Annotated in this window: 14 protein-coding genes and 2 pseudogenes; 6 read left to right on the forward strand and 10 right to left on the reverse strand. The window is 39.6% G+C overall.

The window, feature by feature from the left end; genetic code table 11:
* The first annotated feature begins 14 nt into the window (after positions 1–14).
* From V5290_RS07240 to V5290_RS07250, 3 genes are all read left to right on the forward strand, one after another.
* Positions 15–767: an SDR family oxidoreductase gene (locus V5290_RS07240; RefSeq protein ID WP_333383402.1), complete on the forward strand. Its 753-nt coding sequence runs from the start codon at positions 15–17 to the stop codon at positions 765–767.
* A gap of 24 nt (positions 768–791) precedes the next feature.
* Positions 792–2,021, forward strand: a complete 1,230-nt coding sequence (locus V5290_RS07245; protein WP_333383405.1) for a YbfB/YjiJ family MFS transporter — start codon at positions 792–794, stop codon at positions 2,019–2,021.
* 148 nt (positions 2,022–2,169) lie between these two features.
* Entirely contained in the window at positions 2,170–2,949 is a 780-nt protein-coding gene (locus tag V5290_RS07250) for an IclR family transcriptional regulator (protein WP_333383408.1), read from the forward strand.
* 129 nt (positions 2,950–3,078) lie between these two features.
* Here V5290_RS07250 and V5290_RS07255 read toward each other — a convergent pair whose 3' ends face one another.
* From V5290_RS07255 to V5290_RS07280, 6 genes are all read right to left on the reverse strand, one after another.
* Positions 3,079–4,725 (reverse strand): hydantoinase B/oxoprolinase family protein, encoded by a 1,647-nt coding sequence (locus tag V5290_RS07255; protein ID WP_333383412.1) that lies wholly within the window; start codon positions 4,723–4,725, stop codon positions 3,079–3,081.
* Positions 4,725–6,818, reverse strand: a complete 2,094-nt coding sequence (locus tag V5290_RS07260) for a hydantoinase/oxoprolinase family protein (protein ID WP_333383415.1) — start codon at positions 6,816–6,818, stop codon at positions 4,725–4,727. The genes V5290_RS07255 and V5290_RS07260 overlap by 1 nt, the downstream gene beginning before the upstream one ends.
* Positions 6,819–6,846: 28 nt before the next feature.
* Positions 6,847–8,139, reverse strand: a complete 1,293-nt coding sequence (locus V5290_RS07265; protein ID WP_333383417.1) for an FAD-binding oxidoreductase — start codon at positions 8,137–8,139, stop codon at positions 6,847–6,849.
* 225 nt (positions 8,140–8,364) lie between these two features.
* A complete protein-coding gene (locus tag V5290_RS07270; RefSeq protein ID WP_333383420.1) occupies positions 8,365–9,012 on the reverse strand; it encodes a VOC family protein in 648 nt (215 codons plus the stop codon).
* A 17-nt stretch (positions 9,013–9,029) separates the two neighbouring features.
* On the reverse strand, positions 9,030–10,214 hold the full coding sequence (gene metC, locus V5290_RS07275) for a cystathionine beta-lyase (protein WP_333383423.1): 1,185 nt from the start codon (positions 10,212–10,214) through the stop codon (positions 9,030–9,032).
* A gap of 314 nt (positions 10,215–10,528) precedes the next feature.
* Positions 10,529–11,128: a DUF4202 domain-containing protein gene (locus V5290_RS07280; protein ID WP_333383426.1), complete on the reverse strand. Its 600-nt coding sequence runs from the start codon at positions 11,126–11,128 to the stop codon at positions 10,529–10,531.
* A 152-nt stretch (positions 11,129–11,280) separates the two neighbouring features.
* Between V5290_RS07280 and V5290_RS07285 the strand changes: the two genes are divergently transcribed.
* On the forward strand, positions 11,281–11,433 hold the full coding sequence (locus V5290_RS07285) for a hypothetical protein (RefSeq protein ID WP_333383429.1): 153 nt from the start codon (positions 11,281–11,283) through the stop codon (positions 11,431–11,433).
* 198 nt (positions 11,434–11,631) lie between these two features.
* Here the strand turns inward: V5290_RS07285 and V5290_RS07290 are convergent, their stop codons facing one another.
* Together V5290_RS07290 and V5290_RS07295 are read right to left on the reverse strand one after the other, a co-directional pair.
* On the reverse strand, positions 11,632–12,537 hold the full coding sequence (locus tag V5290_RS07290; protein WP_333383433.1) for a DMT family transporter: 906 nt from the start codon (positions 12,535–12,537) through the stop codon (positions 11,632–11,634).
* Positions 12,538–12,635: 98 nt separating this feature from the next.
* The gene (locus V5290_RS07295; RefSeq protein ID WP_333383436.1) at positions 12,636–13,436 is read right to left on the reverse strand and encodes a hypothetical protein; all 801 of its coding nucleotides are present in this window, start codon (positions 13,434–13,436) and stop codon (positions 12,636–12,638) included.
* 351 nt (positions 13,437–13,787) lie between these two features.
* Between V5290_RS07295 and V5290_RS07300 the strand changes: the two genes are divergently transcribed.
* Positions 13,788–14,657: an SDR family NAD(P)-dependent oxidoreductase gene (locus V5290_RS07300; RefSeq protein WP_333383437.1), complete on the forward strand. Its 870-nt coding sequence runs from the start codon at positions 13,788–13,790 to the stop codon at positions 14,655–14,657.
* A 365-nt stretch (positions 14,658–15,022) separates the two neighbouring features.
* Positions 15,023–15,435 (forward strand): annotated as a pseudogene (locus tag V5290_RS07305) (DUF3429 domain-containing protein).
* Between the two features lie 38 nt (positions 15,436–15,473).
* Here V5290_RS07305 and V5290_RS07310 read toward each other — a convergent pair.
* Positions 15,474–16,332: pseudogene (locus tag V5290_RS07310) on the reverse strand (IS3 family transposase); the annotation flags it as partial.
* Positions 16,333–16,426: 94 nt separating this feature from the next.
* Positions 16,427–16,921 (reverse strand): GNAT family N-acetyltransferase, encoded by a 495-nt coding sequence (locus V5290_RS07315; protein ID WP_333383439.1) that lies wholly within the window; start codon positions 16,919–16,921, stop codon positions 16,427–16,429.
* Positions 16,922–17,050: the final 129 nt, after the last annotated feature.

Here is a 17,050-nt window from a genome sequence, read left to right on the forward strand (position 1 = left end):
ACCAAGGAGAAATTATGAGTGACAAATTAATCGCATTAATTACTGGTGGTGCTAAAGGCATTGGATTAGCTTGTGCACACGCGTTAGCTGAAGATGGATTCCGCATTGTTATTACTGATATTGATACTAAAACAGGTGAGAAAGCGGCTAAAGAACTCGCTAATGACGCTGTTTTTTTACCTTGTGATATGGGTGACAGCAAAGCCATCCTAAATACTTTTGACATTGTTGAAGCTGAATACGGCCCAGTCTCTGTATTAGTCAACAATGCAGGATTTGCTAGCCCTGGTGATTTTTTAGATACGACTATTGAGCAGTTTACTTCGGTGATTAACGTAAACTTAACAGGCACATTTATCGCTTCACAACGAGTTGCTCAAACTATGGTTGATAAAGGAATAGCCGGTTCAATTATTAATATGAGCTCTGTTAATGCCCAAGTCGCGATCCCTACTATTTCAGCTTATTGTGCTTCCAAAGGTGGCGTAATGCAGTTAACTAAAGCAATGGCTTTATCATTGGCACCTAATAACATTCGAGTAAATGCTGTTGGTCCAGGTTCAATTAATACTGAAATGATGGCCGGTGTAAATGCCAACCCAGAAGCAATGCAAATGGTGATGTCACGCACTCCTTTAAAACGCGTTGGTAAACCAAGTGAAATTGGTAGTGTAGTGGCGTTTCTTGCCAGTGATAAAGCAAGCTATATTACAGGTGAAACCATCTATGTGGATGGCGGTAGATTAGGTATGAACTACACCTGTTAAGCAATAAGGGAAAGGACAGTAACTATGGCAATTCAAGGAACTCAAACAGTGAACATAACAACAGATCTGCAACGCTATAAAGTATTGGCTGCAGGTATATTCAGTATGATTGTAACACTTGGTATTGCTCGCTTTTCTTACACTCCTCTCCTCCCTTTGATGCAAAGCCAAACAGTACTTTCCGAATCAGGTGGCGGTTGGCTAGCAGCCGCTAATTATGCAGGTTATATGTGTGGCGCCATTTTGGTTGCTTCTATCAATAACCTCACATTGAAAGGCATTTTATACCGTGTTTACTTGATTCTTGCAGTCCTCACAACCTTAGCAATGGCGTGGACTGAAAATGTAATGATTTGGTCTATATTGCGTTTTTTCTCTGGATTAAGTAGCTCAGGTGGAATGCTAATTGCGTCAGGGATCATCTTAAATTGGTTGATGAAAAATGGCCACCGAGGCGAGTTAGGCATTCACTTCGCAGGCATGGGTCTTGGGATTATTTTAGCGTCTGCATTAGTAGAATTAATGCTTCATTATCTATTCACTTGGCAGGAGCAATGGACATGGTTTGCCGTTGTTGCACTGATATTAAGTATTCCAGCTTGGCTATGGATCCCTAGCACTAAAGAAGCAAAAAATGCCATAAACCCTAGGCAGGTTAAAGATACCCCACCAAGTAGAACTTTTTTATGGATCATGCTTGCTGCTTATTTCTGTGCTGGTTATGGTTACGTTATTAGCGCCACTTTCATGGTCGATATTATTGAAAGTCAAGCCTCATTGAAAGGACAAGGACCAATGGTCTTTATGCTGGTTGGTTTAGCAGCGTTACCTGCCGCCATTATTTGGGACAGAATTGCACATCGATGGGGTTACCTTAATGCAATCTTTCTCGCTTACGCCATACAAGTTGTAGGCATTACTCTCCCCTTATTTAATCATAGTTTAACAGGTGCGATTATCAGTGCATTATTATACGGTGGCACCTTCATTGGCTGCGTCAGCTTAGTCTTAACCATGGCAGGTCGTTTTTACCCAGGTAAACCAGCGAAATTAATGGGAAAACTCACTTTAACTTATGGTTTTGCACAAATTATTGCCCCTGCGTTAACCGGTATGATCGCGCAAAATACTGGTAGTTACGACCAAGGGTTATATATCGCAGGAGGAGTTTTAAGTTTTGGGGCTTTCTTAATTTTACTGTTAATTCGTATGGAAAGAAGAGAAACTAAACTCAAAGAAATTATAGAATCATAAATAAAAGCAAGGCAACATAAATTATTCATTATAAATGATGTATGTGCCAATAAATGGCACATTAAATCAATAATAACTTTGCATTATATTAGTATATAGGTACACTTTTTTAAATATAAACCACTTTAAAAATAAGAAGTTTACCTCAATGAAAAATGAAGATGAAAAAAGCAAAGCAGCCGTAAAAGTAGACTCTACACTTTTAAAAGGGCTAAAAATCCTCGAGACATTAGCAAGCTCCCCAACAGAAAAAGGCGTAACAGAATTATCACTAGAGTGTGAAATGACCAAATCGAATACTTTCCGATTACTGCGTTCTTTAAGCATTTTAGGTTATGTACATCAGCCTGATGGTAAAAACTACTCTTGTACCATGAAAGCGTGGCAATTAGGCCAGCGTATTATGGACCACTTAGACCTACCTGCTATCGCAGCTCCACAAATGCGTAAATTATCACAAGTTACCGGTGCAACCATTTACCTTGCTGTCCGCGATGGTTTATCTGTTTTATACATCGATAAAATAGACAGTACGCAACCTATTCGCTCATGGTCTTTAAAAGGTGGAATGGCACCACTGTATTGTGTTGGTCCAGGTAAAGCTATTCTAGCGGAGCAATACAAGTTACTCCGCGAGCAACTCAAAGGTGAGTTGGTGCAATATACGGATAAAACGATCACTACTCTGCAACAGTTAGATAAAGATATGGCCGCAACCCTTGAGCGTGGTTACTCTATTGATACAGGTGAATACCGTGAACGTATCATGAGTTTTGGTGCAGCAATTAAGGCACCTAATGGCGAAGTATTAGGGGCCTTAGGAGTGTCTATTCCAGACATCAACTTAAAAGATGGCGACCTAGAAAAGATATGTATTGCCGTTCGTGATGCGGGTATTATTGTTTCGGCTAAAATAGCAGAAAGTTAACCATCAATTATTTAATATAATTAGTAAAGCTGACTACATACCTGCTTTGAGTGCCATAAAAAAAGGCTGAATTGCAATCACAATTCAGCCTTTTTAGTTATATAAAAAGTTATACAGATAAACAGCTGCTTAGATAGCTAAACCATAATCTTCAATGGCTTGCTTCTCTGTGATATATCCCGCTGCTAAATCTGCTTTCACCGCGTCACGGTCACGTTTTTTAGGGTCTCCATATCCACCACCGCCAGGCAACTGAAGAATTAACTTAACACCAGCAGGCACTTTTTGACGCCCTTTGCCTTTGAGCACAGTGCCATCATCTAATGAAGCACAACCTGCCCCACCACTGCCACCGCCATTTAGCCCTCGTGCAGGGAACTTAATACGGTCAAACATCGCGTTAAAATACAGCTCATATCCTTGCGTCGCACTAATTTCAATGGTTTGCCCTAACCCGCCACGGAACTCTCCACTACCACCAGATCCTTCACGTAACTCTTTACGCCATACTGTCAGCGGTCCTACATGCTCTGTTGCTTCACTAGACATAGTACTTACGCCAGAAGGAAATGCGGTTGCACTTAAACCGTCTAAGGTTGCGCGAGCGCCCATACCACCAGAGTTAAACATTAAAATTTCTGCTGGTGGTAGACCTGATGCAGGATCAACTGGTCTAGCACTGATCAATACATTCCATAAGGCACTTGCTCCTTCAGCAGGTGATACACCTGGAATACAATGATGTAATGCACCTAACACCACATCTGGGATCAAGTGTCCTATTACATGACGCACTGAAACCGGTGCTGGGTGTGGCGCATTTAAAATACAACCTTCAGGTGCCGTAACAGAGAAAGGTAATAATGAACCAGTATTATTTGGAATATCAGGTGCAATAGCACACTTTAATCCATAACAAGCATAAGCTCTGGTATACACCATAGGTACATTCACACCAAATTTACTCAAGCCTGAAGTACCATCAAAATCAGCTAACAAAGTGTCACCTGTAATAGTTAAAGCAACCTTCATATCAACTTGTTTTTCGTAGCCATCAACACTCATTGCATTATGGTAAGTACCATCTGGTAAATCAGCAATACGAGCTAGAGTCGCTGCTCGACTGCTATCGATAATAAAGTCAGACAGGTCATCCAATTCAGTTAATGAAAACTCATCCATCATACTCATTAATCGGTCATCGCCAGTGGCATTACACGCGGCCAATGAATATAAATCACCAATCACTTGGTCTTGTTCACGTACATTGTTACGAATAATATTAACTAGACCTTTATTCACTTCACCTTCAACAACAAACTTCATGATAGGGATTAATAACCCTTCTTCATATACTTCATTGGCATCAGGCCCAAACCCACGGCCACCGATATCAACTACGTGCGCTGTTGCAGCAAAGAAACCAATATGTTTACCTTGATAAAATGAAGGTGACACCATGGTAAAGTCATGAAGATGACCCGTCCCTTTCCAAGGGTCATTGGTTAAATAAACATCTCCCTCTTTGATATTATCTTGGCCAATCTCGTTCATGAAATGGGTGACCGATTCAGCCATCGCGTTAACATGTCCAGGTGTACCAGTCACAGCTTGCGCAATCATTCGCCCTTGGCGGTCAAATACCCCCGCCGATAAATCACCTGCTTCACGGACTGACGTTGAAAAAGCTGTGCGAATTAAGGTAGTCGCTTGCTCTTCAACAACGGCTACCAAACGAGCCCACATAATTTGATAATCAACATTATTCAGTTTCATTATTCCGTCTCCATTGTTTTTTTATTTACCAGCAATATTGACTTATCGTCCTGTGCAATTGCCGCATATCCAGATGTCACTACAATCGATGTTTCTTCTTCCACTATCACCGCAGGTCCAGCTATTAAATCACCGGCGTTCAGCGATTTACGCTCAACTTCACTCGCGGTAACCGTTTCACGTAATGCGGCATCAAAGAATTCACGTGTTTTAGTTACCTCAACGGTTTTACCCTTATGACGTAGATTAATAGGAGCAGCTGCTTCCAGTTTTGATGCAACCGTGATTGACCAATTAGTAATTTCAATAGCTAATCCGTCGATAACACGCCCAAATAATTCGTTATAACTTGCTTCAAATTTCTCTTTAAACATTGCCACATCGGCATCGGTATAGGCTTGGTAAGGAATGTCCACCGCTACTTCTGCACCTTGCCCTGTGTAACGCATAAAGGCTTGAACTTGAGTGGTCGTTTCTACTTCCCCAGCCCCCTTTTGAACAAAGGCAATGGCTTCTTTTCTTAATGCATCTAAGACGTCATTCACCTTGCTAGCATCAAAGTTATTTAAACGCTGATACATGCCTAAGGTTGCTTCATAAGAGAATGGGGCATTTAAGAATCCAATCGCCGAACCAACACCAGCACCAGAAGGGATAAGCAATGAATTAATGCTTAATTTTTCACATAAACGGCAAGCATGTAACGGTGCACCACCACCAAAAGCTATCATGGTGAATTTAGCAATTTCCTTGCCGTTTTCTACCGTATGAACACGTGCAGCGTTTGCCATGTTTTCATCAACAACTTCGGTGACACCAAATGCCGCTTGTTTCTCATCTAAGCCCACTTTTTCAGCGACTTTGTTATGCATTGCCTGAGTAGCGAAGTCGACAGATAAAGGAATTGCTCCACCCGCAAAAAAGTCAGGATCCAAACGACCAAGTAATAAATTAGCGTCTGTTACCGTCGGGTTTTCACCACCACGCATGTAACATGCAGGACCCGGTTCAGAAGCCGCTGATTTAGGACCAACTCGAATTTGTTTCATATCATCAACATGAGCAATAGATCCACCACCAGCACCAATCTCAACCATTTCAACAACCGGTGTTGATAACGGCATACCAGACCCTTTAGCAAAACGGTAGGTACGTGCGACTTCAAAGGTGTTCGCTGTTTTTGGTCTACCATTTTCAATGAGACAGATTTTTGCAGTCGTTCCGCCCATATCAAATGAAACCACTTGATCCTCGCCATAACTTGTTGCCAATTTAGCGGCAAAAATAGCACCACCAGCAGGGCCCGACTCTAGTAAACGAACTGGGAATTCAGAGGCAGTTTCCACACTGATCAATCCACCAGCTGAGTGCATCATAAAGACAGGACAATTAATGCCCATTTCATTTAAACGTGATAGTAATCGACCTAGGTAGTCAGAGACTTGTGGACGAACATAAGCATTAGCAATCACGGTATTAAAGCGTTGAAACTCACGAATCTGTGGTGATACATGGCTAGAAATTGACACTGATAACTCAGGCGCAATCTCAGCGAATGCCTTTGCAACTTGCACTTCATGTGCGTCATTTGTATAAGAATGAATAAAACCAACCGCTACCGCTTCATAACCGGCTGCCAATACTTTTTTAACCAGCGCGTATAACTCTTCTTTATCCAAGGGTGTTAATATTTCACCAGAAGCCCCTATTCTTTCATTAAGCGTGTAACGAGAGGTTCTACTGACTAATGGCGTCGGCAATGTCAGGTTTAAGTCATATTGTTCAAAACGGTTTTCGGTACGCATTTCAACAACATCACGAAAGCCCTCTGTAGTAATAAAAGCAGTATTCGCACCACGTCTTTCGATTAATGAGTTAGTCACTAATGTGGTGCCATGGATAACCGTGGTCACTTGTTTAAGGTCAATCCCTGCTTTTTCGCACACTACGTTAATGCCATCAATAATAGCTTGTTCTGGTTGAGCGTAATTTGTTAAAACCTTACCGGTGAATAAGGTACCATCAAGATCTAAGGCAACATCAGTAAACGTACCGCCAATATCTACACCAATCCGAGCATTCTTCTGTGTCATTTCAACTCTCCAATTTGTTTATCTTGTATTAAATACTTTTATAAAAACGCCATGCTTTAAAACAACCTTCGTAAACAGGCTCTCTAATCAGCGCACCTTTATCGGGTTTAATCTTGGTGATAGGAACTAATAAATCGCCCTCAGGCATGCCAGTGAAAAAGTCAGCCATCGCTTTACCAAAGATGGTTCCAGTAGTAATGCCTCGACCGTTAAAACCAGCCAATGCATATAAATTAGTTGCAGGGTTATGAATTCTTGGTAGGTGATCCGGTGTTAAGCCAATCACGCCATGCCATGATTTCTCAAACTTAACCAGGCCTAGCTCAGGGAACATTTTTGTTAACTGTTTTTGTGCCCAATATTCAGAGCCACAATCATTCTTGCCAGCTAATTTCCCCATGCTGCCAACAATCAGTCGTCCAAACTTATCTTTACGCACAGAAAACATCACTAAACCTGTATCCCACACACTTTGACCGCCAGGTAGGATTTTGTCGGCTAAACGACCTAGTGGCTCTGTAGCAACTTGATAGAAGTGAATATGTGTCAGTGTTTGTTTAAGACCAGGCCATAGGTCATCGCTATAGGCATTCGTAGCAAGTAAGACTTTATTCGCTAGCACATTACCTTGATTCGTTCTCACCAACCATTTGTCACCCTGTTGAGTTAACTTAGTCACTTCGGTTTTTTCATGAATCATCGCGCCAGTACTGTCAGCGGCAGCAGCTAGCCCTCTTGCATAGCCCATAGGGTTGACCGTACCTGCTTGGCAATCTAATAAACCTCCATGGAAACGTGCTGTACCGATCATCTCTTTTGCTTTGTTAGCATCAAGCAGTTCAACAGAACGCCCACGACGGATCCATTCTTCAGCACGCCCCGTTAATTCTTTAAAGCCAGACTTAGAATGAGCTGCGTGGATTGTGCCGTTTCTAGTCGCTTCACAATCGATATTAAACCTTTCGATTAATGAAAAAATGTAATCAGGAGCATCGCCCATCGCATTAAGGAATGTTGTTGCATTTTCTTCACCGAGTACTTTGCGTACATCTTGTGGGGGTAACCAAATACCAGGGTTAACCATACCGCAGTTTCTACCTGAACCACCAAACCCAACCTTGTTAGCATCTAATACACGACAGCTAATGTCTTTTTCAGCTAGGTGCAAAGCAGTTGAAAGCCCGCTAAATCCAGCACCAATAATGGCAACTTCAGTCTCAACATCACCATCTAATGGAGCATATTGAATCGCTTCAGGTGCAGAGATATCCCATAACGATATTTCTTCTTGCGAAGATATAGACCCACTCTTACTAGTCATTTCAAATCCCTCTTTAAATCACAATGAAATTTTGTACTGAATTACAGCATTAACGTTTTGCATAACAAAACACTATACGAAAATAAAATAAAGATCCAGAAGCTAATTGATAAATATTTAAAATAAAATTTAATGACAGAAAGAAATAAACAAACAGGCAGGAAAAAATTATGTTGTTACAAAGAGATAACAACATAAATAATATTTTTTGAATAATAAGTGGGATTAACTGATTTGAACTGGGGCTTGGTTATTAACAGCAATATTAAAAGTAATCGCTTTATTTTTACCAGCAACGACCGTCGCTAAATGGGCAACATTCAATTTTAGTAAAATATCTATTAACCAAGCAGGCTTTGGATGCGTCAACACCACTTCATGTAACTCAAGCCCTAAATCCGCCATACCCGACGATGGATGTGCTCCAGGAGACCATTCAATAAAGGTAGGGATCAAGCCATTTTCTTGTAAGCTACCGTCAGTGGGAATAGTTAATCGCCAACTGCGATCTCCACGACTAAATTTAACTACCTCTCCAAGCGGTATCGGGCTATTTGCAATAACCGCATCTAAATCTGTTGTCCCAACAACCCAATGATAAGCACATGGTGACTGCTTAAACTTCTCAACAACAGCAGGATTATCCATATCGAACCAACGAGCTCTTGGTGGTGTTGGAGCCTCGGGATCTACCGATAAAATCTCAATGAAAGAGTCATTACCTGTGGGTGCAACACAGTTATGAGTGCTCATATCTGCATGTTTACTAGCTTTAGGGAGTATCACATTTAACTTTTTTTTAATGAAAGCAACACCCTGTTCTAGGTCATTAGCACCGATCACAATGTGATCTATTTTATTTTTAACTGTCATGATTATTCCTTTAAATATTATTCATTAAGATGACTAAAGCCGACTGCTAAATCATCAATTAAAGACTGAGTATTCTCTAAACCAATATTTAACCTGATTAATGGCCCTCGCTCTTTCCATTCAGTGGCAACACGAAATGCAGCAGGATCAACAGGTAAAATAAGACTTTCAAAGCCACCCCAACTCAAACCAATAGCAAATAGCGATAAGCTATTAATCATGTTTCTGACTTTTTGCTCTGGAATATGAGCTAATTCAATACTGAATAGACCTGCAGCACCTTTGAAATCTCGGCACCAAAATTCATGTCCAGGACAATCAGGTGAAGCAGGATGTAGAACACGTGAAACCGATGGCTGTGCTTTTAACCAATCAATGATCTTTAAGGTGCTTTCTTGGTGTTGCTTTAACCTTATTTCTAAGGTGCGTAACCCTCTCAAAGCAAGGAAAACATCATTCGCTCCCGCTCGGTCACCAAAGGCTAAGCTCATTTTCCGAGCTTGGTTATACTGCGCTTCTGTTGCCGTCACAATAAAACCCAACATCGCATCAGAATGACCACTGATATATTTAGATCCAGAATGCACAACCACATCAACGCCTAAGGTTATTGGCTTACAAAACAAAGGCGTTGACCATGTACCATCAATGATAGAAGTCAGCCCCTTGTCCTTGGCTACTTTAGTAATAGCGGGGATATCTGGCACTTCAAAAGTACCTGAACCAGGGGCTTCCAAGAAAATGACACTGGTATTTTCCTGTACTAGCTGATCAATACCAGTTCCAATCATCGGATCAAAATAGGTAACTTTCACCCCATAGTTTTTTAATACATTTTCGCAAAACATACGGGTTGGCCCATAAACGGTGTCTGCAATTAAAATATGCGAACCTGCAGATGCAAAGGTCATCAGCGATACAGCACAAGCAGTTAATCCAGAAGAAACCGCCACACAGCCAGCGCCTTCTTCTAGTTCACTGATCATATTTTCAAGTTCAAAAGTAGCTGGATTGCCATAGCGACCGTAATAAAGGGTCCCTTTTTCATAGCGATCATTTCGTGCTGCTTCAAACTCTTCCAGTGAATTAAAAAGAATCGTAGAGGTTTGATGAACAGGTAAATTCACCGAGCGCCCATTGGTGACACTGTCTCGGCCGAGGTGAACTAACTCATTGGTAATATTATTAGGTTGCTTATTCAATTGACTACTCCTTATCAGCTGTAAACACATTAAAACACCCCAACAAAAGTGTCAACATGGAAAACAACAAAATCAAAATGCAGCACAAGGTCAAGACTAGGGTTAAAGGCGAAAGGCGAAAGGCGAAAGGTAAAAGGTTAAAGGCTAAAGGTTAAAGATTAAAGGTTAAAGGCGAAAGGTTTGAGGTTTGAGGTTTGAGGTTTGAGGTTTGAGGTTTGAGGTTTGAGGTTTGAGGTTTGAGGTTTGAGCCTATAATAGCTCTTCTAATCTAACGAAAAGCTATGATTAATAAGCAGAATGAAAGTAGTGAATAATTAACTAATGGCTTTAACAATTAAACTTTGTAGAGGTACAGGTAAAGTAATCTCGCCGTCTAATACAAACTGGTGGGCATCATCAGACATCTTCTTCCAAGTTTTAAGGATAATACCAATCCACTTTTCTTCACTGTATTCTGGATGCTTATTGGCAAATGCTAACATGTAATGTTCAATAAAAACTAAGCCAGCTATATCTTCAAGTAGTTGTGAATCTGGGTTACGCTTAATGGATTTTTTGCCTACAGCATTTTTAACTTGCTCTATCGCATCTTCCTGATAACCAACTTGCTGCATTAGTTCAGCCACCTGCTCAGCATGAAAGGTATAAAGGTTCGTTCGCCATTGGTGATAACCTTGTTTCCCTTCAGGGTAATCACTACGCAAAGATTGCCAACGTTGAATATGCTGCCCTCTTACCGCAATCTGCATTAAGTCACTGGCATCAGGTTTAAAACGAGACAACATCTCCGACATATGTTGTGAATACAACCTTTCTTTAGGCCATTCAACAGTATCAACGAGCACTATGTTAGGATCTTGATTATTTGCTTTATCAATCAATGCAATCACTTGCTCTAGCTGCGCAGTACTCATAACTTACTCCTTGATATACGAATGATATCTGTTTTACTTGCTAAAGTATCTTAATAGACCCAGTATTCACAATAAGGTTATTCGTTTTTAAATATATAACACTATAATCTATTTACCATTAAGCGCGACATTATGAATAAAATGGAGATTGTATGAACATAATAACTAAAACATGGCAACGCTACTGTAATTGGCTAGATGAGATGGGATTAACACCAGAAAACAAACGTTGTTGCGTACCACTTGATGAACGCGCACAAAAAGCACTGCGTGCAGAGCAAACATCAAACACAACAAAAAAGTGATAAGTTTATCGGGTGTTAACACTTATTTTAAAATGGGCTTTATTACTTCCTCCCCCTCCGCTCTGCAAATAATATTCTCGTCAAAATATAATTTATACGATGACTCTTAGGCGGCTTCAATGTTTTAGTTTCAAGGTAATAGGCGATATCGTAAACTTAGTAGCTAGTGATGGTTAAATAGAAGGCGCCCCGTCAACCTCAGGCATTTCCTCGTTTTTTGTCAATGACTCGCTTACGCGTTAGTGCTATCCCAGAGATGATAAATAACATTGCTACTAGGCTGTGCCAATCAATCGTTTCACCTAAAAGAAGTGCACCAGTAAAATACGCCACAACAGGGATCACGTAATTTATATAGGAAAGAAATGTAGGACCTGCTGAGCCAATAACAGCAAACAAAAGAATAGTGGCAAATGCAGTGGGACCAACACCTAACCACAACATAGATAACGAGGCTTTTAAAGAATAGTTTTGTTGCCACGGTAAATCTTGCCACAGCCATAGTGGCACTATAACGATACTAGAAATAATCATCACCCCTGCTGCCGTTACAACTGGGTTATAAGAGGGTAATCGTCTCACCAAAATAGCATTTATTGCATAACTAAACGTAGCGAATAAAATCAATAAACCACTCAGCAAACTACTGTGTGCTCCTACAAGTGACGGCCAAAGCACAATCACAACACCAGTAATCCCTAATATAAAACCGAACACCTTAAAGCGATTAAGGCTTTCACCTACAACAAAGTAATGTGCCAAAATCATTGTCGCTAATGGCATAAATGCCATCAATAGCCCGGTAATACCAGAGCTAATATCCTTCTGCCCTGTTGAGATTAGAAAAAAGGGCAACAAGTTTCCCATAATACCTAATAGTAAAAATATCGCCCAAGCCAAAGGCTGAGAAGGTAAACGCCATCCCTTAGCATACATAAACAGAGTTAGAATAATCGCAGCAATCAGAACTCTAAGGGAAACAATAGCGACAGGACTGAAACTTTGCAGTGAGACCGCGGTAAACATAAAAGATGTCCCCCACAGTAAAATGAGTAACAACAAAGAAAACCAGTCTTTAATAGTAGGCGTGTAGGTGAGAGTCATGTATCTGATCCAATTAACATTATGACTAAAGAGTTTAACCGACAACTATCGACTTTGTTGATGATTTTAATCTCCAAGAACATTAAAAATGCTAATTACTATACATAACTCAACAAATGCTCACGTTTAGCATGAGGTAATTTTTTTAATACAAACTCTTTAATTTGCTCAAAATTTTCCGACGTGCAGAATATTGTGGCACCATTAGCGCCATTATCACTAGTAATGTGAATAATTCTGCGTTTGGGTACAATATTAACCGTTGAAATTTGTTCTTCTTTTGGAAGACTCGAATCATTCCATAACACAGGAATATAATGTGCACGCTCTGCATCATCAATTCTAATTGGCATAAAAGAAATGAAAATAGCTCCTGCTGCACCAGCCAATAATAGAGGATGTATCATTAATGCCATAAGAATAAAGGGCACCGATAACCAACGTAAAAAATGTACAAATTTAGTGGGATCTTGTCGACGATAACGATGCTTCGGCATCAGCTTAAGCTGATCCCTTAGAATACCTGACTCAGTTACTTTAAAAACAATATGATGATACGCACTGCGACTGATCCAATAAAAAAAACCATAAGCAAAAAAAGTAAAAACAAAAAACAAGACATAAAGTTCATACATATAACCAGGTATAAGACCTCCGTAGTTAATGATACCGTAAATCACATAAATCGTAGACCAGAGTAAAGGAATACCTAAAACAGAAACAAAAGGCACGTGTATTTTCCATGCTGAATATTTATTATCAAATGCATGTGGTATCGTCCATTGGAAAATAGCAGGCTCATCTTCAAGTGTATCGATATCTGCCTGAGTAAACCAACCTCTATCTAAGCCTTGATGATTGTATTCAATATAATCAGGTCGTTGTATTAGCTGTGACATTTAATCTCTTTTTAAATAGTTGATACATAATAATTAAAGCTTAACACTAGTGCTAGATTAACTCATACAAAGAATACTAGGCACTACTCTCAAATACATACCTCGTAAAGTCAACTAAATGACAAAGTTTATGCCGGTTCGCTAGCTTTGCGACTTTTCACCTTGCAATAAAAAAATATTGACGCTAAAACTTATCTAAGAGAAATAAAGTAAGTCTACACTCTCTGTAGCGCAGCGTAATTTTATTTAGAACAGCTCCTCCGTAATATTTAAATTATACGCTCCATATATGACCACACCATTGGCAGCGTATTTAGCCTAGATAACCAACATTAAAGAATGAAAACTAACATGATTAAAGACCTCGTTTTGATTACAGGCGCTTCCGCGGGATTAGGCCTTGAAATAGCTAAAAAAGTAATAGCAAGTCAACAGTATCGGGTAGTTTTAACGGCAAGGCCTAACTCAATGCCTCGCTTTAGTGACAATGGTATTGTAGAAAGCAATGAGATACTGCTTCGCCCACTCGACATTACTTCTTCCGATATGAGACAAGACTTAATCAAAGAGATAAACAATCAACACGGTGGTGTAGATATACTTATCAATAATGCAGGCTTTGCTTTTAGAGCTGTCGTTGAAGATGTTTCAGAAGAAAACAGACTACTGCAAATGAACACCAACTTTCGCTCTCCAATGGAGATGATTCGCTTATGTTTACCAAAAATGAGAAGCAAAAGAAAAGGCAAAATAATTAATATCTCATCCATGGGTGGACAAATGGCGATGCCAACAATGGCCGTTTATAGCGCATCAAAGTTTGCCCTTGAAGGCGCAACGGAAAGTTTATGGTACGAGCTAAAACCATGGAATATCAAGGTGACATTGGTTCAGCCTGGTTTTATCAACTCAAAAGGATTTGAGAAAGTAAAAAAGACCGAGCTCAGCCAACACTCTTCCACTGAAAAAGATTCTGCTTATCACCAGCACTACACCAATATGGAGAACTTTATTGAGCAAATAATGAAGCTCACTCCTTACACCTCTAAAACCGTTGCCCGCAAAGTATTCAAAGTAATGAAACAAAAGAATCCCCCGCTGCGAGTCGCTGGCACCTTAGACGTAGTATTCTTTAAACTCGTTAGGACCTTTCTACCGCAACGCTTTTATCACTGGATACTGTATAAATTCCTGCCCAACATTAATAAATGGGGAAAGTAGAAAAGCGATAGAGAGAAATATATAGCTTGAATACTGGAGTCATTTATCCAGCCAAGCTTATTGCTGGTACATTAGAGATTTTAATAAGCTTTTTATTATTAATGAAGCGCTCATCGTATCCCAGGTCTCTCTAAGGGTACCTTTCAACCTAACTCGGCACAGCTAAGTATGTGACCTTAACCACAGCGTCCAATACTGTAAGCCTTCATAGAAATTAAATAAAATTAGTTAATTAAAAAATCGATTTTTGAAATTGAACTATTCGTTAGCACTTTTCGTAATTAATTTATCCATCGTCAATTTATTCATATTTTAAAAACACTACTAAAAACTGCTTAAAACACTTACAGATAAGGCATGCCACAATGAGAAAATTTTCTAATCATATTCAACTTGGTTATTTAGGGTTATTGCCATTTTTAGGCTGTGTAGCCTGGCCAGTTATGTTTGAAAGTAATAGTACCAGCGTAGCGCTTTTTACTTTTTATAGTATTGCCATACTTGCTTTTATGGCTGGTAATTTGTGGCGTGCTGGTGAGCAAAGTTATAGCGATGCAATAAAAGCAGTAGCACCTGTTATCCCAGTACCTTTTTTATCATTCTTGCCTATTGAATGGGCGCTTGGTTAGGGACAAGCTTTTGGTTGATACTTATATTTGAAAAAGCCACAGCACAATGGAAAACCTACCACAAAGATTATAAAAAAATGCGCTTTGTACTCACCACTGTCGTGTTTGTATGCCACATAATCATCATAGGTATGAGCTTTTATTCTTAATTAATGTGATCTTCACCCAGTAAAATGAACACCATCCATAACGCTTTGATTGTCAGCTCTGTTGTTTTGTTTTTACCAAACGCCCAACCAATCACTCGACAAGAATACCAATCAATCACGACCGCTAAATAATACCAACAAGCTCCTACTTTTAAGAAAGTAATATCGCCAGACCATTGTTGATTTATCGATGTTGGCTTACCTATATCTTTGCGCTTATTTTCAATTTCTTTATAAAAGAGCTTTACCTTTGCTGGTTTACTATAAGTTTTTAATGCACGCGCTCTTAAACCATGCTCTCGCATTAATCGTGCAACACGTTTTTTACTTGTACAAATACCTTCACACTTAAGTGCATGGAACACTTTAGGACTACCATATCGTTGATGATTAAAATTAAAGACTCGCTCTATTTCTGTCAGTAATTTAGTATCTGAAATGGCATCAGCTGATATTGGTCTTTTCACCCAAGCATAATAGCCGCTACGAGATACAATGAGCCATGCGCACAAGTATTTACACCTAAGTCTTGTCCGAATTATTCGATGAATCTTAATCGCTCTGATGTACTTCCGCCAGATACCGTTGCCACTTTTTAAGTAAATCATTCTCCTGTCTTAAACACTCATTTTCTTTCTTAAGCTTTTGAATGCTATTTAATTCTTTTTTTGTTGGTAGTTTGCTCATTAATTCATTATTGCTCTGATAGCGTGGTTTCTTTGAAAACTTACCTTCACGATATTCTTTTCGCCATCGGCTTAACATTAACGGATGAATATCGAGTGCCTGAGCAACCTCCTTAGGCATGACATCGTTTCTTAAGCTTAACTCGACAGCTTTAATTTTGAAATTAATTGGATAAAACCATTTTTTTCTTGGTTGGGTGTATTTAGGCATTTTAACCTCCTCAGTGTAATGAGAAGGTGTCCACTAAAGTGGGGAAAGACTAAGTTCCGTTTAAACGCCTTGTTAAGTGTGCATAATGTAAGATCTAGATACAATATTGAGCCATAACCTTGATGTCTTGATATTTACCTTCAAATAAGCGAGCGTGCTTTTTTACACCTTCAGTTTCAAAGTTAAACTTTTCATATAACTTAATGGCGGCTTCGTTATCAGTAAATACCTCAAGCTCTAACCTAGTTAACTTTTGACTCCAAGCGTGCCGCATTGCTTTTTCCAACAACTTAGAGCCGATTCCAATGCCACGGAAATCAGCTAAAACACCCATTCCTAAATGCCCAACATGATTCATCGTATTCCTTTCTAATGGAATAATATCCACCCACCCTATGATTTTATTATCGATTAGTGCGACATATTGAGAATTGTTGTTTTTAATATTGTTGCGCACAAAATTAGCTATTTTTCCATAAGGTGGCGGTGTAGTTGTAAGTAAATAAACGCCTTCACTGGCAACAGTGCACAAAGCATCATAAAAGCCACTAACATCCTCACTTTCAATTTTTCTAATCTTAATACTCACATGACTCCTTGATACTCAACGCCTATATTAAGCGGACAAAAGTAGTTGGCTATAATTGTTGAGGTACGAAACAAAGCCAGCTATTTTTGTTCCGACTTAAATTGCTTGTTATGTGCCATTACGTTATAT

It is taken from the genome of Psychromonas arctica (assembly GCF_036697365.1).
GTDB lineage: Bacteria > Pseudomonadota > Gammaproteobacteria > Enterobacterales > Psychromonadaceae > Psychromonas > Psychromonas arctica_A.